This is a genomic window from Streptomyces polygonati (genome assembly GCF_042650325.1).
GTDB lineage: Bacteria > Actinomycetota > Actinomycetes > Streptomycetales > Streptomycetaceae > Actinacidiphila > Actinacidiphila polygonati.
The window spans coordinates 20,146-37,414 of the sequence record NZ_JBHSBB010000008.1; the positions used below are offsets into that span (position 1 = coordinate 20,146).

The following is a 17,269-nucleotide window of genomic DNA, read 5'->3' on the forward strand; positions in this document are numbered from 1 at the left end:
TGGACGGTAAGGAAGGCGGGCGCGCCGCTGCGAGCGTCACATGACGGTACTTCACCGCCGCGGGCCCACGACGAGCCCTCAAGCCAGCGGGCGGACGGCCATGGACAGCTCGGCGCGGGACGCCACGCCGAGCTTGGGGAAGATCCGGTGCAGATGCGAGCTGACGGTCCGGTGCGAGAGGTACAGCTTCTGGCCGATCTCCCGGTTGGTGAGCCCTTCGGCCGCCATCCGGGCGATCCGGAGCTCCTGCGGGGTGAGCCGGGCCTGCTCCTCGGGGCGGCGGCGCCTGCTGCCCTCGCCGGAGGCCCGCATCTCCTGGCGGGCCCGCTCGCTCCACGGGATCGCCCCCAGGGCGTCGAACGCCTCGCGGGCGGCCCGCAGCGGCGCCCGGGAATCGGCGGCCCGCCGCTGCCGGCGCAGCCATTCGCCGAAGGCCAGTTGCGCCCGGGCCCGGGCGAACGGCCACCGGGTCAGATCGGCGGCCAGCGCCTCCGCGAACAGCTCCTCGGCCTCGTCGTCGGCGGCCAGCAGCGCGCGGGCGAAGCGCAGGCCGGCGTGCAGCGCGGGTGACGGCGTGGCCAGGCCCACCGCCTCCATCTCCCGCATGATGCCGCTGATCTCCGCACCCCGGCCGCAGTGGACGGCGGCGTCGGCGAGGTCACCGACCGCGTAGCAGCGCAGCGCCAGGTGGTAGCAGGGATCGGCGGAGTCGTGCAGCCGCCGCAGCTGGGCGTACGCCTCGGCGAACTCCCCCGCGCCGAGCGCCGCCAGGCCGCGGGCCAGCTGCGCCCGGGCCAGCACCGGCCGCGCCCCGACCGGCAGTCCGGCCTGCTCGGCCTCCGCCGCCAAGGCCGCCGCCCGGTCCCGGTCCCCGCGCAGCGCCGCCACCGCCGCCTCGACCGCCCGCATCAGGCCGTACAGATACGGCTGGGTCGTCTCGTGCGCCAGCCGGCCGGACTCCGCCGCGGCGGGTACGGCGGTGGCCAGGTCCCCGAGCAGCGCCGCGCTGGACGCCTCCGCGCCCACCGCCCGCGCCAGCAGTCCGCGCCGGCCCTGTCGGCGCAGTCCGGTCGCCGCGGCGGCGGACAGGCTCTGGGCCAGGTCGTAGGAACCCACCAGCAGCGCGGCGGTGCCCAGCATCCGGTCGGTCCGCGCGTCGTCGTACGGACTCGGGCCCCGGCGCCGCAGGCGTTCGATGACGACCGCGCCGCGCTCGATCGGAGCGGCGTAGGCGAGGATCGCCAGCAGCCAGGGGTCGAGTTCGTCCAGGTCCATCCCCTCGGCGACGCGGACCACGAACCGCCGGGCCCCGGCGCCCGGTTCGCTCCAGTAGCAGAGCTGGGCCGCGCTCCACAGGACGCGCACCGCCAGGTAGGTGTCCCCGGCGGCGGCGACCGTCGCGGCGAGCGCCGCCAGGGTGCCGGCGTCCGCGGTGGGGTTGCGCAGGCCCTCGTCGAAGCTTCCGCCGATCCACACCACCCGGGCCCGCTGCTGCGGCGACAGCTCGACCTGCGAGGCCTCGGCCAGCAGCCGGGCGACGACCTCGCGGCGCCCCAGTTCGACCGCGAAGTCGGCCGCCAGCAGCAGCCGTTCGGCCCGCAGCACCGGGTCCTCGCTGAACCGGGCCGCCTGCTCCAGCGCCGCCACCGCGGCGCCGGTGGCGCCCCGGCGCTCGGCGCGGGCGGCGCTCGCCTGCAGTTCGGCGGCGACCGTCTCGTCCGGCGGCGGGGCCGCCGCCGCCCGGTGCCGGCTGCGGCGGTCCTGCTGCCCGGCGAGGACGTCGGCCAGCGCCGCGTGCGCCGCCCGGCGTTCGGGCAGGGTCATGCCCTGACGGATCGCCGAGCGGGTCAGCGGATGCCGGAACCGCAGCTCCACTCCGTCGGTCTCCACCAGCAGCGCGCCGACCGCGGGCACGAGGTCCTCGACCCCGGGCCGGTCGTCGGGCTCCTCGCCGGGCCGGTCGCCGGTCGCGCGGCGCGCCGCCGCCAGCGTCTCGGCCAGCGAGGCGCCGTCGTTGAGCGCGGCGATCCGGAGCAGGGCCCGGGTCGGCGCGGGCAGCGCGGCGAACCGCCCGGTGAACGCCCGCTCCAGCCGGGCCGTCAGCGGCAGCCAGGGCTCGGATAGGAAAGCGCCCTCGTCCGGCCGCTCCAACCCGGCCCACGCACCCGGCAGTTCGGTGAGCGCGAGCGGGTTGCCCGCCGCCGCGGCCAGCAACCGCTCCCGTGACTCCGGCTCAAGGCCGGGGGAGTGGCGGTCCAGCAGCGCCGCCGCCGCTTCCTCGGTCAGCGGGGCGACGGCCAGCTCGGGCAGCCCGGCGGCGTCCAGCCGCGCGTCGTACCCATCGCGGACGGCGGCCAGCAGGACGACCCGTTCGCACTCCAGCCGCCTGGCCAGCAGGACGAGCACCTCGGTGGTGCGGTCGTCGAGCCAGTGGGCGTCCTCCGCGATCAGCAGCACCGGGGCTTGCCTCGCGACCCCGACGAGCAGGTCCAGCACCGTCAGGGCGACGCGGTAGCCGTCCGGCACCGCCGGGTCCGCCCCGCCCAGCGCGGCGCGCAGCACCTCCCGATCGGCGACCGGCAGCAGTTCGGCGGCGGCCCGGAGCGGATACAGCAGCCGCTGGAGCCCGGCGAACGGCAGCCGCGTCTCGGACTCCACACCGGACACGCTCAGCACCCGCACACCGCCCGCGGCCGCGTACTCCGCCGCCTCCGACAGCAGCGCGGACTTCCCGGCACCGGCCGCGCCCCGTAACACCAAGGCGCCGCCGTGCTCGCGCACGCCGTCCGCCACCGCCCGCAGACGTGCCGTCTCCGCCTCGCGTCCGACCAGTCGCACCCACATCCTCCCTCAGGAAATGCCGGGCGTGTGCCGCCGTGCGCTGCCCCCGATCATAGGGGGAACACAGGATCGATGACGGGGGACTGGGGTCTTTCCACGGTACGAACACCGGTGCCCCGATGGTGTGCTGGCCCGGCCAGCAGTTACCGCGGCTTCGAAGGGCAGTCCATGACGACACCGGTTCCGGTCCTGTTCATCCACGGTCTGTGGCTGCACGCCACATCGTGGCAACCCTGGATCGACCTTTTCGAGGCGGAGGGCTACGCACCCTCCGCGCCGGGCTGGCCGGGCGACCCCGACACCGTCCAGGAAGCCCGCGACAACCCGGAGAGCATCGCCGATCACGGTATCGACGACGTGGTCGGCCACTTCGCCGCGATCATCGGCCGGATGCCGGTCAAGCCGGTCCTGGTGGGGCACTCCTTCGGCGGCCTGATCGCGCAGAAACTCCTCGGCCAGGACCTGGCCGCCGCCGCGGTCGCCATCGACGCGGCCCAGATCAAGGGCGTCCTGCCGCTGCCGCTGTCCGCGCTGCGCTCGACCCTGCCGGTGTTCAAGAACCCCGCCAACCGGCACCGCGCGGTGAGCCTGACCGCCGAGCAGTTCCGCTTCGCGTTCGGCAACGCGCTGCCCGAGGAGGAGTCGGCGCGGCTGTACGAGAAGTGGACGATCCCCGCGCCGGGCAAGCCGCTGTTCGAGGCCGCCGCGGCCAACTTCACCCCGCACTCGCCGGCCGAGGTCGCCACCGGCAACGGCTCGCGCGGACCCCTGCTGCTGATGACCGGCAGCAGGGACCACACCGTGCCCGAAGCCGTCACCAGGGCCACCTTGAAGCAGTACCGCCACTCCGAGGCGGTCACCGACCTCGTCGAGTTCCCGGACCGCGGCCACTCCCTGACCATCGACAGCGGCTGGCGCGCGGTCGCCGACACCGCGCTGGACTGGCTGCGCAAGCAGGCGCTCTGACCCGTAGACACCCGCTCCGGCCCGCAGGCGCGGGCGGCAGAGCCCGCGCCGGGCCATCCTCCCCTTCCCTCACCTGGAGTCCGCTGTGCGCCTCCCCCTTGCCTTCTCCCGACGGCGGGTCCTGCTCCCGCTGGCGCTGGCCGCCACGATCGCGATCACCGCCACCGCTGTCAGCGCCCAGGCCGACCCGTCCTCCGGGCCGGCCCGGTCCGCGGCGTCCCCGGTCACCTCGGCGGCCCCGGTCACCGCGGCGTCCTCGGCGTCCGCCCATGAGCAGCTGCCGGCCGGATTCACCGAGCACAAGGTCCGGGTCGGCTCGCTGGGCGTCCATTACGTCATCGGCGGCCACGGCCCCACCCTCGTGCTGCTGCACGGCTATCCGCAGACCTGGTACGAGTGGCGGCACATCATGCCGGCCCTCGCCGAGCACTACACCGTCATCGCCCCCGACCTGCCGGGGGCCGGGAAGAGCGACGCCCCGGCCACGGGATACGACAAGAAGACCCTCGCCGCCGACATCCACGGACTGCTGGTGAAGATCGGTCGCGACCACGACATCAGGATCGTCGGGCACGACATCGGCACGATGGTCGCCTACTCGTACGCCGCCGCGCACCCGCGGGACGTCACCCGGCTGGTGCTCAGCGAAGCGCCCATCCCCGATCCCTCCGTCTACGGGTTCCCGTCCCTGACCGCCGACGGCCCCGGTGCCTGGCACTTCGGCTTCTTCGCCCTCACCAACGGCCTTCCCGAGGACCTCATCAGCGGCCGGGAGACGCTGTGGACCGACAAGTTCATCGACGACCTCGAAGTCCGGAAGGGCGCGGTCACCCCGGACGAGATCAAGGTCTTCGCGAGCTATCTGCGCGACCCCGCCCACCTGGAGGCGAGCCTGGCGTGGTTCCGCACCCTCCCCGAGGACATCCGCAACGACGCGGTCTACCAGCGGACTCGGCTCACCATGCCGGTGCTGGCGATCGGCGCCCAGGGCAGCCTCGGCGACTTCGTCCCCGACCAGGTGCGCCAGTACGCGACCGACGTCACGGGAGTCGTCGTCCCCGACTCCGGCCACTGGATGTACGAGGAGCACCCCGCCGAACTCACCGCGATCCTCCTGGACTTCCTGGGGCGGTCCTGAGACCCGGCCGCACCGGCCCCCCGCCATCGCGTCAGCACCCCGTACGCCAGCCCAGTCCGCCCCACCCGAAGGAGTCCCTCATGACCGACACCACGGCAGTGCGCGCCGGCAGACACCTCCGGCCCCGTAAGCGGGTCGTGATCCCGGCGATGCTGGCGGTCGCCGTGCTGGCGATCCCGGCCGCCTCCACCGCCGCCTCAGCGGCGGCCACCGCCTCCACGACCTCGGCCACGCACGCGGTGACACCCCGGGCGCACGCCGGATCGGGCACCCGCGGATCCCACGGTCCCAAGCCGACGGTCGTCCTGGTGCACGGCGCCTTCGCCGACTCCTCCGGTTGGAACGGCGTCATCACCCGCCTCGTGCGGGACGGTTACCCCGTCATCGCGCCCGCCGACCCGCTGCGCGACCTCACCACCGACGCGGCCTACATCTCCAGCGTCCTGGACACCATCCCCGGACCGGTTGTCCTGGTCGGCCACTCCTACGGCGGGGAGGTCATCACCAACGCCGCGGTCGGCCACGCCAACGTCAGGGCACTGGTCTACATCGCCGCCTTCGCCCCCGAACAGGGTGAGAGCGCCCTGGCCCTGACCGGCGAGTTCCCCGGCAGCCAGCTCGGCGCGAACATCCTCACCCGGCCCTTCCCGACGGCGGAGGGCGGCACCGGCGTCGACGCGTATGTCGACCCGGCGCACTTCCGCGAGGTGTTCGCCGGCGACCTGCCCGCCTCGACGACCAGGCTGATGGCCGCGACCCAGCGACCCGTCACCTTGGCCGCCCTGTCCACCCCCAGCGGCGTACCCGCCTGGAAGACCATCCCGTCCTGGTATCTGGTGGCCGGCTCCGACCAGGCCATCCCGGCGGCCGCCGAACGGCTGATGGCCAAGCGCGCCGGCGCCCGCACTGTCGAGATCAAGGGCGCCTCGCACGTGGTCATGATCTCCCACCCCGGCCGTACCGCCGACCTCATCACCGCCGCGGCCGACGCCACCACCTGAGCCGATCCCGCCCGGATCCTCCCGACCGGGGCCGCCGCGCGCGGTCCCGGTTTCCGGCGTGCCGCCGGTGGCGGCCGCCTGCCTGGTACCGGCCCGCACAGGCAGCACTCTCCCTGGCACCCGCGACCGGGCCGGCGCGACCGTGGTGGGTGCGGCCGGCCGGAGGACGGACTCCGCCCGCCACCGGGGCGCGCGCCCGTCGGCGCCTCCCGTACCGCCACGCGCGGAGGCCGGCGGCCGCGCCGAGGTCAGCGCGGCGGTCCGACGATGACCTGGCCGTACAGGTCCGCCGCTTCGGCCATGCGGTCGCGGGAGATCTCGAAGCCCTCGGGGCGAGGAGCGCTCATGTCCCGCCCGGCGTGCCGGAACATGCCCTCGATGCCGCCGGGGGTGCAGATCATCAGCAGATCGGCGGTGTCGGAGGTGATCCGGTAACTGTGCGGGACGTTCCGGGGCAGGAAGACGATGCCGCCCTCGGACAGTTCCATCTCCTGGTCGTCGGACCACAGCAGGGCGCTGCCCTTGACCAGCATGAAGACCTCGTCCTCACGGGTGTGCATGTGGTAGGGCGGTGCCTCGCCCTTGCTGACGGTGAACCGCCCGACGGTCAGCTGCCCGCCGGTGGCGGCGCTGTCCAGCAGGACGGCGAACTGCCCGCCGTCCAGCCATTCGAGCTTCTGCTGCTGATCCGCCTGTGCGAGATAGGCCATGGTCATGAAGCTGTCCGTCCTGTTCGTCAGGTCTGCTCGATTCGTTCCGTCTGTCCGCTACCCCGTCAAGGATGCCTGGTCATGGGCTCGTTACGGTGTGCCGCGGGGGCCGGGGCAGCCTTGTCGGCGCGTCGGCGGGGCCATAAGGTGAGCGCGCATTCATGTGATCGTCTTCCGGACCCGCCGCCTCGTCCCAGGAGTGCACGTGCTCGCTGCCCCCTCCCGCGTTTCCGGCGCCCGGCCGCGCCGCCGATCCGTCCGTTCCGGATTCCTGGGCGCCGCTGTCGCGGTGCTGGCGATCACCGGCGTGACGCTCTCGACCGAGAGCACCGCCGTGGCGGCGGTCCTCGGAGAGCGCGGCGCGCCGGGCCAGGGCGACCCGTACTTCCCGCTGTCCGGAAACGGCGGCTACACCACCCGGCACTATGACCTCGACCTCGCCTACGACCCGGCCACCCGCCGGCTGGACGGCGACGCCGAGATCACCGCGCGCGCGTCGCAGGGGCTGAAGACCTTCGACCTCGACCTGTCGGGACTGACGGTGCACGCCGTCCGGGTGGACGGCCGGACGGCCCGCTGGACGCGTACGGGCCAGGAACTCGTGATCACGCCCCGCAAGGCGCTGCGCCGGGGAGAGACCTTCCGGGTCGAGGTCTCCTACGGCGGCGTGCCGGAGAACGTCACGGACCCCGACGGATCCCCGGACGGCTGGATATCCACCGACGACGGCGCCTTCGTCGCGGGCGAACCCCAGGGCGCCATGTCCTGGTTCCCCAGTGACAGCCACCCGAAGGACAAGGCCTCGTACACGTTCCGGATCACCGTGCCGACCGGATACACCGCGGTGGCCAACGGCGTCCTGACCTCGCAGCGGAGCAAGGGCGGCAGGACGACCTTCGGGTGGCATCAGGCCGAGCCCATGGCCGCCTACCTCGCGACGGCGACGATCGGGAAATTCGACGTCCAGCGCTACACCACCGCCTCCGGCATCCCCGTCTACAACGCCGTGGACCCGCGCGAGGCGACCGCCGCCGCCCCGGCGCTGGCCCAGATCCCCGCGATCCTGGACTGGGAGACCAAGCTGTTCGGTCCCTATCCCTTCGCCGCGGCCGGCGCCATCGTCGACCACGCCCCTGATGTGGGCTACGCGCTGGAGACGCAGACCAGGCCGGTCTACGACCGCGCGCCGGATGTCGGCACGGTCGTCCACGAGACCGCGCACCAGTGGTACGGCGACTCGGTGAGCCTGACCAGCTGGCAGGACATCTGGCTCAACGAGGGCTTCGCCACCTACGCCGAGTGGCTCTGGGACGAGCAGCACGGCGAGCAGAGCGCGCAGGCCCGCTTCGACGGCTACTACGCGCGACCGGCCACCAGCAGCCTGTGGGCGTTCCCGACCGCTGATCCGGGCACGGGGGCGAACATCTTCGCCTCGCCCGTCTACACCCGGGGCGCGATGACCCTGCAGGAACTGCGTACCGCGGTCGGGGACGCCCATTTCTTCACCATCCTGAAGAGCTGGGCCGGCAGCCACCGGTACGGTCACGGCACCACCGCCGAGTTCATCACCCTGAGTGAGAAGGTGTCCGGCAAGGACCTCGGACCGCTCTTCCACACCTGGCTCTACACGGCCGGCAAGCCCGCCCAGCCGTAGACCGGCGCCGCCGGGCGGGTCACACCATGAGTTCGATGGCCCGCCCGAGCAGTCCGGCCAGGAACACGGCGACGACGATCATGATGACGGTGACCGGCGCCGGTCCCCAGCCCCGGCTGAGGGCCTTTCGTTCCGGTGCGTCCAGACCGGAGACCCCCGACTCGGCCGGCGGGGTCTGGCCGGGCCGCTGCAGGGCGTCCTCCGGGACGCTCAGGCCTTCGTCCGACAGGTGCGGGTTCTCGGGCCTGGGGTGGCTGATCGCCATGGCCGGTCCTCCGATCATGCGGCTCAGGTACGAGGTCCGTAAGACCTTCGGCTACCCGTCGCCGCCGGGGCGAACCCTCAGACCTTGTTCGGCTGGATGTCGAAGGCGAGGACGGCGCCGCCCTGGGTGAGCAGATCCCGCTCGTTGATGTCGGCGCGGATCTGGGTGAACAGGTCGAGGCGCGTCCTGCCGCGCGACGGGGTGATCGTGCCCTGGTACGAGCCCACGAAGGTGGTGCCGTCCGCGTTCGACGTCTGGATGCTCATGAACCAGAAGTGCGTGCCCTGCTCAGCCATGGCCGGCCCCTTTCGGTGGTGTGCGGTGTCCTGATGACGGGCCGTCGGGCGGCGCCGCCCGGTGCCCGCGCGGTCGCGCCGCGGATCAGTCCCGGCGTTGCGGGGCGCGGTCGTCCCGGGTGGAGCCGGACCGCCCCCGCTCCCCCTCGTGTTCCTGGTCCTCCCCCTGGCCCTGCTGCCGCTGCCGCCGGGCGCGGCGGATCTCGACCAGCAGCGGCAGCAGGGAGACGACCACGATGAAGGCGACGAGCGGCAGCAGGTAGTGGTCGATGTGCGGGACCGAGGTGCCCAGCGCGTAGCCCGCCAGTACCAGGCTCTGCGACCAGGCCAGGGCCCCGACCGTCTGCCAGATGGTGAAGGTGCGCACCGGGACGCCCAGGGCTCCCGCCGCCGGACTCAGCACCGTCCGCAGCATGGGTACGAACCGGCCCAGCGCGATCGCCTTCCCGTAGCCGTACCGGGACAGCATCTCCTCGACCCGCGCCACGGCCTTTTCCAGATGCCGGTTGTCGCTGCGGGCCAGGAGCGCGGCGCCGCCCCGCCGTCCGATCAGGAACCCGAACTGGGCGCCGGCGATGGACCCGACGGCGCCGCACACCAATACCTGCCACAGCGACAGATGGGGACCCGGGCGGCCGCCCGCGCACAGCAGCCCGGCGGGGAAGAGCAGGGTGTCCCCGGGCAGGAAGAAGCCGACCACCAGCAGCCCCGACTCGGCGAAGATCACCAGCAGGACGCCCAGCGCGCCGAAACTCGTCAGCACCTGGGAGCCGTCCATCGGATTGACCGCGTCAGTTATCACGCCCGGCAACCTTCCCCAACATTCCCACCCCGGAATCGGTCCGGCCCCGGACGACTTCTACGGCATGTAGGAGTCAGACTCTTCGCTCAGCGCCCTCATCGGGCGAGCAAGATCTCACGATAAACGTCCCGGTCCCCTCCGGCTGCATCCCGGTGGCCTTGGGGCCGCACGCGCGTGTCCCGGCGCCGTGCCGGCCGTGCCTGATCGCCCTGGGCCCGCCCTTCGGAAGGTTTGTCCGTATATCGGGTATAACGTAGCTGTTCTTGTGCGACCCGACGGCGGACCGAAAGGCAGAGACCCTTGGCTGCGACACCGAACGCCCGCCGTGACATCACCGCGGACGACGTGGCGGCTCTCGCGGCACGCGTGTCCGGACCGGTGCTGCGGGCCGGGGAGATCGGCTTCGGTGACGAGGCGTCGACGATCAACTTGTCGCTGCGGTACGAACCCGATGTGATCGTCGGGGCCACGGACGCCGTCGATGTGCAGGCGGCGGTCCGGTTCGCCCGGGAACACGGCCTTCCGGTCGCGGTGGTGGCCACCGGGCACGGCCCCGCCCGTCCGGTCACCGAGGGCGTGCTGATCACCACCCGGCGGATGACGGGCGTGACGATCGATCAGGCGGCGCGGACGGCGCGGGTCGAGGCGGGCGTGCGCTGGCAGCAGGCGGTCGACGAGGCCGCCGCGCACGGTCTGGCGCCGCTCACCGGCTCAGCTCCCTCGGTGGGGGTGGTCGGATACACCCTCGGCGGCGGCCTGAGCGTGACGCTGGGGCGTGCCTACGGCTGGGCGGCCGATCAGGTTCGCTCGATCGATGTGGTGACCGCCGACGGGGAGTTGCGGCACGCCTCGGCGGACACCGAGACCGACCTCTTCTGGGCGCTGCGCGGCGGAAAGATCAACTTCGGAGTGGTCACCGCCCTGGAGTTCGGGCTCTTCCCGGTCGACCGGCTGTACGCGGGGGGCCTGTTCTTCTCCGGCTACAACCTGCGGGAAGTGCTCGACGCCTACCGCGCGTTGGCGGAGCGGGCGCCGGACAACCTGATGTCCTCGGTGGCCGTCCTGCGGATGCCCGCCGCCCCGCCGGCCTTTCACGCCGCCCCGTGGGAGCCGGTGATGGTCCATGTCCGCGTCTCCTATCTGGGCGATCCCGTCGAGGGCGAGCGTCTCATCGCACCGCTCAGGGACGCCGCTCCCGTACTGCTCGACATGGTCGAGGACCGGCCCTACCGGGAATTCGGCCTGATCGCTCCCGGGCCCGCGCGGCCCATCGCCACGGTCGAGCAGTTCGCCCTGCTCAAGGAGATGCCGCCGGAGGCGGCGGAGGCGATCGTCCGGGTGGCCGGTCCTGACGCGGAGCCGGGCGTCAACATCATCGACTTCCGCCATCTCGGCGGCGCGCTGGCCGTGTCCGAGGGCAGGCAGCCCAGCGCGGTGGACCCGCTCGACGCGGAGTTCCTGATCATCCTCTCCACCGTCGTGGCGCAAGGGGACGGTGAGGAGCGCAGCGCGGTCGGCCTGGACCTGCTCGACGCGCTGCGGCCGTGGCTGAGCGACCACAAGCACGCCAACTTCCTGGCGCCCTCGGACGCCACGGAGAGCGGAATCCGGGGCGCGTTCCGGCCCGCGACCTATGAGCGGCTGCGGGACGTCAAGGCCCGCTTCGACCCCGACAACATGTTCCGCAAGAGCCACACCATCCCGCCGGCCGGGTGAGGCCGGCCGGCGCCGAAGGCCGGTGCGGCGGGCGGGTCCAGGACCCCTGAAAAGCTGTCAGTCATGCGTCAGTCGCAGGTCAGGGGCGGTGCGGCATAGTTGTTGTCAGAAGGAAACAGCGCGACGGTGAGGGTGGCGACGAAGACCACCACCCCAGCCGGAGCGTGGTACTGGAGAGGTTCCCGTAGCGGCCTAACGGGATCCGTGCCTTGGCTCGGGTGGGTTGTATGGCCCACGCAGGTTCGAATCCTGCCCTCTCCGCTGCTCGTGTTGTGGCGCTGACTTGTCCGGGGTGTGGGTTGCTCTGGGTGGGGAGGTGTTGTTGGAGAGGTTCCCGTAGCGGCCTAACGGGATCCGTGCCTTGGCTCGGGTGGGTTGTATGGCCCACGCAGGTTCGAATCCTGCCCTCTCCGCTGCTTGTGCTGTGGCGCTGACTTGTCCGGGGTGTGGGTTGTCCTGGGTGGGGAGGTGTTGTTGGAGAGGTTCCCGTAGCGGCCTAACGGGATCCGTGCCTTGGCTCGGGTGGGTTGTATGGCCCACGCAGGTTCGAATCCTGCCCTCTCCGCTGCTCGTGCTGTGGCGCTGACTTGTCCGGGGTGTGGGTTGCTCTGGGTGGGGAGGTGTTGTTGGAGAGGTTCCCGTAGCGGCCTAACGGGATCCGTGCCTTGGCTCGGGTGGGTTGTATGGCCCACGCAGGTTCGAATCCTGCCCTCTCCGCCGCCGCTCGACAACGTGCCGCCGATCCGTCCGGGAGACCGCATCCGGGACCGGTCGGCGGTTCGTCGTGTGCGGGACCCGCGCGCCTCCGGCCAGGCCGGATTACCTCTCGGGTAATGGTGCCGGTTCCCGCGCTGCGATACGTTGGCACCCGATTTACTTCGAGAAAAGACAGCGGGGAAGGTCACGGCTGATGACAGCGACGACCGACATGTACCTCCAGCCGCCGATCGGCCACCTTCTGCGCCAGTGGCGGGAGCGCCGGCGGCTCAGCCAGCTCGACCTGTCGGGCCTCGCCAAGGTCTCCACCCGGCACCTCAGCTTCCTGGAGACCGGCCGGTCGAAGCCCAGCCGGGAGATGGTGGTACATCTCTCGGGTCAGCTCGACATCCCCCTGCGGGACCGTAACATCCTTCTGCTGGCCGCCGGTTACGCACCCGTCTACCCCGAGAGCCCGCTGGACGCCCCGCAGATGAGCGCCGTGCGTACCGCGGTGAGCCAGATACTGAAGGGCCACGATCCCTACCCGGCGATCATGGTCGACCGCAACTGGGACATCGTGGACGCCAACCGCAGTTTCTCGTTGTTCACCGAAGGCGTCGCTCCCGAATTGCTGGAGCCGCCGATCAACGCGCTCCGGCTGACCCTCCATCCCGACGGGATGGCACCGCGGATCACCAACCTCGGTGAGTGGCGAGCCCACTTGATGCACCGGATGCGCCGCAAGGCGGCCCGGGACGACGAAGCCGTCGCGCTGTACGAAGAGCTCCGCGACTACCCCTGTGACCAGCCGGAACCCGAGCTCGACATGCCGGGTCCCGGCGACATCTTCGTGCCGCTGAACCTGCGGCAGGGGGACCGGACGCTGTCCTTCTTCGGCATGCTGGCCACCTTCGGCACCGCGCTCGACATCACGGTCGCCGAGATGGTCATCGAGTCCTTCTTCCCGGCGGATCCAGAAACCGTCGCGGCACTGCACGGCGGCTTGGCGCATATGCCAGCCGAATCCAAGGAGTAACGCACAGACCAGGCCTATTCGGTAAAGTTCGGGGGAATTCACATGGTCCTGTTCAGTATTCTCGGGCCGCTCGAAATATATTCCGAGAAGACCGGCACCACCTCTCCGGGTGAGGGTTCCTTCCAGGACACCCTGCTGATCACCCTGCTGAGCGCCCGCGGAAGAGTGTTCCCGGCCGGCGTCCTGATCGACGAGCTCTGGGGCCAGGCCCCGCCGTCGAACCCGGTCAACGCCCTGCAGGCCCACATCAGCAGACTTCGGCGCAAACTTCGAGGGCTCGAACCGGACCGGCCGCACGGACGGCTGGCGCTCATGCCGCTGTCCGGCTACCGGCTGGACGTGCTGGACGAGGAAGTCGACGCCCAGCTCTTCCTGGCCGAGGCCGCCGCTCTGGAGCGGGAGGCGGGCACTCTCCCGCCCGAGCAGGTGGTCGCCCGGGTGGGCCAGGCCCTGCGGCGCTGGCGCGGTCCGGCGCTCGGCGGAATCGTCGGCGGTCCGATCTGCCAGGAGAGCGCCCGGCTGTACGAGCAGGCCCGGCTGCGGGTGCTGGAGATCCGCTTCGACGCGGAGCTGGCCCTCGGCCGGCACGGCGCGATCATCGGGGAGCTGACCGAGCTGGTGATCGCCCGGTCCTCCTTCCGCGAGCGGTACTGCGAGCAGCTGATGACCGCGCTCTACCGGTCCGGCCGGCAGGCCGAGGCGCTGGAGATCTACCGCCACGCCCGCGAACAGGTGGGGGAGGCGGCCGGTACCGGGCCGTCACGCGCGCTGCGCGACCACGAGCGGGCGGTGCTGGAGCACGACTCCATCCTGGAGGCCCCGGACACCGGCACCGTGCGGACCCTCGCCGGCTCCCGGCGACGCACCGCGGCGGCCGCCGCGCCCGGCCACCGGCCCTCCGAGGGCGGCCGCTCGTTCGCCCGCCTGTAGCACCGGGCATCCGACCTTCCCCAGCACTTCGCCCCGCCGGGCCAGGCCCGGCGGGGCGAAGTGCTGGGCCCCCGGATCAACCGACGGCGTCGGTCGAGTCCGGGGGCCCGGGCAGTGCCGTCACCTCGCTGCCGAGGTGGTCCGGCACGCTCTTCACAGCGACGGCGGCTTCATGCCGAACTGGTAGTCCATGGTGATCCGGCCGTCCTCGTCGAGGATGATGAAGTCCTGCCCGAAGGTGTCGACCTCACCGGTGGCCGTGGTGATCATGACCCAGCCGAACTTGACCCCGCGGTGGTGCCCGTAGGCGTCGTTCTGCGACTTGAAGGAGAAGCCCTTCGAGAAGTACTCCTCGTGGGCGGTGGCGACCGCGGCCTCCAGGATGTCGTGGCCGCGGGCCACGAACAGGCGGTTGAAGTAGGCGCCGTCCTCGGCCCAGACGTCCTCGACGAGCTTGCGGCGCAGGACCGGGTCGCTCTCGTTCCACATCGCCATGTAGCGGTCGACGATCGCGTTGTACTTGCTGTTCACTCCGATGGGCATGGTGCCTCTCCTCTGGTGGGGTGACTCCGGTGGTGGAAGGTCGTGCGGTGGAGGCCGGGTCAGGAGACCCGGTGGTGAGGGGCCGGCCGCGGAACGCGCGTCATGAAGCGGTGACGAGGGCCTTGCGCAGCCGGCGGGTGAGGTCGAGGGTGATCGGCAGGGCCTGGTCGTGGATGAAGAAGTGGCCGCCGGGGAAGGTGCATTCACCCAGGTAGGCCGAGCTGCGGGTGGCCCAGGAGCGTGCGGCGCCGGGCTCCATCAGCGGGTCGTCGGTCGCGGTGTAGGCGATGACCGGGCAGTCGACACGGGCTCCGTCGTCCGTGTAGTTGGCGCAGACCGTCAGGTCCGCCCGGGTGGCCGGCATGGTCAGCGCCATCACGGCCGGGTCCTGGTAGATCTCGGGGGGCAGCGAACCGAGGCTGAGCAGCCAGGCCACCAGTTCGTCCTCGGGCAGGCTGATCTTCTCCTGGGTCGGCATGGTGAATCCCTCCGGCGACCAGGCGGCCGCGCCGATCAGGATCGGCGTGGGGTCACCGGCCCGCTCCAGCTCCAGCGCCAGCCGGTAGGCGACCAACCCGCCCATGGAGTGCCCGAACAGGGCGAACGGGCGGTCGTCGAGCTCGGCGAGCAGCGCGTCCCGCAGGGACTCCACCAGCGGCTCGATCGTCAGGTCCGCCGGTTCGAACCTGCGGTCCTGCCGGCCCGGCAACTGCACCGCCTGCAGGGAGATGTCCGCCGGCAGCAGGTCGTTCCACTCCCGGTACATCACCGAGGCGCCGCCCGCGTGCGGCAACGCGAACACCCGGATCGCGCCCGCGGGCGCGTCGACCGGTGAGAACCACTGCCCGGACGCGGCTCCGGAGTGACCGGATGCCGGCTGGTCCCGTGCCGTCACGTGGTCGTGCATCGTCGTTCCTCTCAGCGCCTCGGATCGGCGTCGGATCGGCAGGCGGATCGGCGTCGCGTCAGCGTCTTCTCGGCGTCGGATCAGCGCAGGGATATCGGTGTCGGAATCAGCTTCGGATCGGGTCGCGCAGTTCGCGCCGCAGCACCTTGCCGGTGGGATTGCGCGGCAGCGCGCTGACGAACTCCCAGCGGGTGGGGATCTTGAAGTCGGCGATCCGGCCGCGCAGCGACACCGACAACTCCCGCGGCGTCGCCTCCAGACCGGGCCGCAGCACCACGACCGCCTTGGCGATCTCGCCCCAGCGTTCGTCGGCCATGCCGACCACCGCGACCTCGGCCACCGCCGGGTGCGCGTACAGCGCGTTCTCCACCTCGACCGGGTAGATGTTCTGCCCGGCGACGATGATCATGTCGTTGATGCGGTCGCAGATGAACAGATAGCCGTCGGCGTCGACATAGCCGGCGTCCGGCATGTACAGCCAGCCGTCGTGCAGGGCCTCACTGGTCGCCTTGGGATTGCGCCAGTACTCGACGAAGGTGGCCGGGGTCCACAAGGTGATCCGTCCGATCTGGCCGGTCGGCAGTTCCTCGCCGTGCTCATCGATGATCCGCACCTTGTTGCCGGGGCACACCCGGCCCGCCGAGCCGGCCTTGGGGCCGCCGGCCAGGTGCTCGGCCGAGGTCAGGCAGGTGACGACGCTCCCGGTCTCCGCCGAGGCGTACATCTGGACCACTTCGCAGCCGAACTCCTTGACGCAGCGCCGCATCAGCTCGGCCGGCATCGGGGCGCCGCCGTAGACCACCTTGCGCAGCGAGGCGAACGCCTCGGGGCTGGCGGCGGCCTCGTCCAGGATCATGCCGAGCATCGCCGGGGCGGCGAAGGTGTTGGTGATCCGGTGCCGCTTGATCAGCCGGACCGCCTCTTCGGCGACGAACATCCGCATGACCACATTGGTCGATCCGGCCACGATGCCGAACATGAACCAGGCGATGCCGCCCGAGTGCAGACCCGGGAAGGAGATCAGCGCCCGGTCCTCGGGAAGCCAGTCGATCCAGTCGAGGCCGGCCGCGCCCATCGCCTCGGCGAAGGTGAAGTAGGTGCGGTGGGCGAGCACGACGCCCTTGGGCAGTCCCGTGGTGCCGCTGGTGTACATCTGGAACACGGCGTCGTCGGTGGTGGTGCCCGGGTCGAGATCGGTGTCGGGACTGCCCGCCTTCCAGCGCAGCAGGCCGGCGCCCAGTTGATCGTCCTCGTCCAGGGAGACCACGGTCTTCAGCTCGGGCAGCCCGTCGCGTACCCGCTCCAGCACCCCGGCCAGCCGGGGTTCCACGAAAGCGAATTCGGCGCCCGAATCGCGCAGCGCGTGGTCCACCTCGGCGGCGGTCAGCCGCCAGTTGACCGGGACCAGGACGGTGCCGGCCTTCGCACAGGCCAGCGCGATGTCGTAGTAGTGCTCGGACTCGCGTCCGAGGTAGGCCACCCGCGCCCCGCGGCCGAGCCCGGCCGCGAGCAGGGCGTGGGCGGTGCGGTTGCTCTCCTGGTGCAGCCGCGCGTACGTCACCTCGCGGTCCTCGCAGATCACGGCGACATGGTCGGGCTGGGTACGCGCGTGCAGGGCGAGCCTGGCGTGCAGGGTCGCGGGTTCCTTACGAATGGGGTCGGTGGGCTCGATCATGGGACTGTCGCTTCCGTCCGTCGGTCCGGTCGCACCGGAAGGGGAATCGCGGCCGGTCGCCCGGCGGGTGGCCTCGCGGGCCACCCGCCG

The 17,269-nt window shown here is 71.8% G+C and carries 15 protein-coding genes and 4 tRNA genes; 11 read left to right on the forward strand and 8 right to left on the reverse strand.

Annotated features, from left to right (window positions below; translation table 11 throughout):
• Positions 1–78 precede the first annotated feature (78 nt).
• Positions 79–2,838, reverse strand: a complete 2,760-nt coding sequence (locus tag ACFO3J_RS08790; protein WP_386427848.1) for a helix-turn-helix transcriptional regulator — start codon at positions 2,836–2,838, stop codon at positions 79–81.
• A 171-nt stretch (positions 2,839–3,009) separates the two neighbouring features.
• On the opposite strand from ACFO3J_RS08790, the gene ACFO3J_RS08795 reads away from it, so the two are divergent.
• The 3 genes from ACFO3J_RS08795 (at position 3,010) to ACFO3J_RS08805 (ending at position 5,946) form a co-directional block, all read left to right on the forward strand.
• Positions 3,010–3,807, forward strand: a complete 798-nt coding sequence (locus ACFO3J_RS08795) for an alpha/beta hydrolase (protein WP_386427849.1) — start codon at positions 3,010–3,012, stop codon at positions 3,805–3,807.
• 85 nt (positions 3,808–3,892) lie between these two features.
• Positions 3,893–4,945, forward strand: coding sequence for an alpha/beta fold hydrolase (locus tag ACFO3J_RS08800; RefSeq protein ID WP_386427851.1), 1,053 nt, complete (start codon positions 3,893–3,895; stop codon positions 4,943–4,945).
• 80 nt (positions 4,946–5,025) lie between these two features.
• Entirely contained in the window at positions 5,026–5,946 is a 921-nt protein-coding gene (locus ACFO3J_RS08805) for an alpha/beta fold hydrolase (protein WP_386427852.1), read from the forward strand.
• Positions 5,947–6,194: 248 nt separating this feature from the next.
• On the opposite strand, the gene ACFO3J_RS08810 is transcribed toward ACFO3J_RS08805, so the two are convergent.
• Positions 6,195–6,656, reverse strand: a complete 462-nt coding sequence (locus ACFO3J_RS08810; protein ID WP_386427854.1) for a cupin domain-containing protein — start codon at positions 6,654–6,656, stop codon at positions 6,195–6,197.
• Positions 6,657–6,945: 289 nt separating this feature from the next.
• Between ACFO3J_RS08810 and ACFO3J_RS08815 the strand changes: the two genes are divergently transcribed.
• A complete protein-coding gene (locus ACFO3J_RS08815) occupies positions 6,946–8,310 on the forward strand; it encodes a M1 family metallopeptidase (RefSeq protein WP_386428283.1) in 1,365 nt (454 codons plus the stop codon).
• Positions 8,311–8,329: 19 nt separating this feature from the next.
• Here ACFO3J_RS08815 and ACFO3J_RS08820 read toward each other — a convergent pair whose 3' ends face one another.
• The 3 genes from ACFO3J_RS08820 to ACFO3J_RS08830 form a co-directional block, all read right to left on the reverse strand.
• Complete coding sequence (locus ACFO3J_RS08820) at positions 8,330–8,575, reverse strand: DUF6480 family protein (protein ID WP_386427855.1); 246 nt, start codon at positions 8,573–8,575, stop codon at positions 8,330–8,332.
• Positions 8,576–8,652: 77 nt separating this feature from the next.
• Positions 8,653–8,871 (reverse strand): hypothetical protein, encoded by a 219-nt coding sequence (locus tag ACFO3J_RS08825; protein ID WP_386427856.1) that lies wholly within the window; start codon positions 8,869–8,871, stop codon positions 8,653–8,655.
• An 85-nt stretch (positions 8,872–8,956) separates the two neighbouring features.
• A complete protein-coding gene (locus ACFO3J_RS08830; protein ID WP_386428285.1) occupies positions 8,957–9,649 on the reverse strand; it encodes a DedA family protein in 693 nt (230 codons plus the stop codon).
• 324 nt (positions 9,650–9,973) lie between these two features.
• Between ACFO3J_RS08830 and ACFO3J_RS08835 the strand changes: the two genes are divergently transcribed.
• The 7 genes from ACFO3J_RS08835 (at position 9,974) to ACFO3J_RS08865 (ending at position 14,054) form a co-directional block, all read left to right on the forward strand.
• Positions 9,974–11,389 carry an FAD-binding oxidoreductase gene (locus ACFO3J_RS08835; protein ID WP_386427858.1) on the forward strand — a complete coding sequence of 472 codons (1,416 nt, stop codon included), beginning with the start codon at positions 9,974–9,976 and terminating at the stop codon, positions 11,387–11,389.
• A gap of 172 nt (positions 11,390–11,561) precedes the next feature.
• Positions 11,562–11,650, forward strand: a tRNA-OTHER gene (locus tag ACFO3J_RS08840).
• 63 nt (positions 11,651–11,713) lie between these two features.
• A tRNA-OTHER gene (locus ACFO3J_RS08845) sits at positions 11,714–11,802 on the forward strand.
• A 63-nt stretch (positions 11,803–11,865) separates the two neighbouring features.
• Positions 11,866–11,954, forward strand: a tRNA-OTHER gene (locus ACFO3J_RS08850).
• A gap of 63 nt (positions 11,955–12,017) precedes the next feature.
• Positions 12,018–12,106: transfer RNA gene (locus ACFO3J_RS08855), tRNA-OTHER, on the forward strand.
• A gap of 193 nt (positions 12,107–12,299) precedes the next feature.
• Positions 12,300–13,124, forward strand: coding sequence for a helix-turn-helix domain-containing protein (locus ACFO3J_RS08860; protein WP_386427860.1), 825 nt, complete (start codon positions 12,300–12,302; stop codon positions 13,122–13,124).
• Between the two features lie 42 nt (positions 13,125–13,166).
• Positions 13,167–14,054, forward strand: a complete 888-nt coding sequence (locus ACFO3J_RS08865; protein ID WP_386427861.1) for an AfsR/SARP family transcriptional regulator — start codon at positions 13,167–13,169, stop codon at positions 14,052–14,054.
• A 153-nt stretch (positions 14,055–14,207) separates the two neighbouring features.
• Here ACFO3J_RS08865 and ACFO3J_RS08870 read toward each other — a convergent pair whose 3' ends face one another.
• The 3 genes from ACFO3J_RS08870 to ACFO3J_RS08880 all read right to left on the reverse strand — a co-directional run bounded on the left by ACFO3J_RS08870 (position 14,208) and on the right by ACFO3J_RS08880 (position 17,179).
• Positions 14,208–14,597 (reverse strand): nuclear transport factor 2 family protein, encoded by a 390-nt coding sequence (locus tag ACFO3J_RS08870; RefSeq protein ID WP_386427863.1) that lies wholly within the window; start codon positions 14,595–14,597, stop codon positions 14,208–14,210.
• 100 nt (positions 14,598–14,697) lie between these two features.
• Positions 14,698–15,504 carry a thioesterase II family protein gene (locus ACFO3J_RS08875; RefSeq protein WP_386427864.1) on the reverse strand — a complete coding sequence of 269 codons (807 nt, stop codon included), beginning with the start codon at positions 15,502–15,504 and terminating at the stop codon, positions 14,698–14,700.
• Positions 15,505–15,610: 106 nt separating this feature from the next.
• A complete protein-coding gene (locus ACFO3J_RS08880; protein WP_386427866.1) occupies positions 15,611–17,179 on the reverse strand; it encodes a long-chain-fatty-acid--CoA ligase in 1,569 nt (522 codons plus the stop codon).
• Positions 17,180–17,269 lie beyond the last annotated feature (90 nt).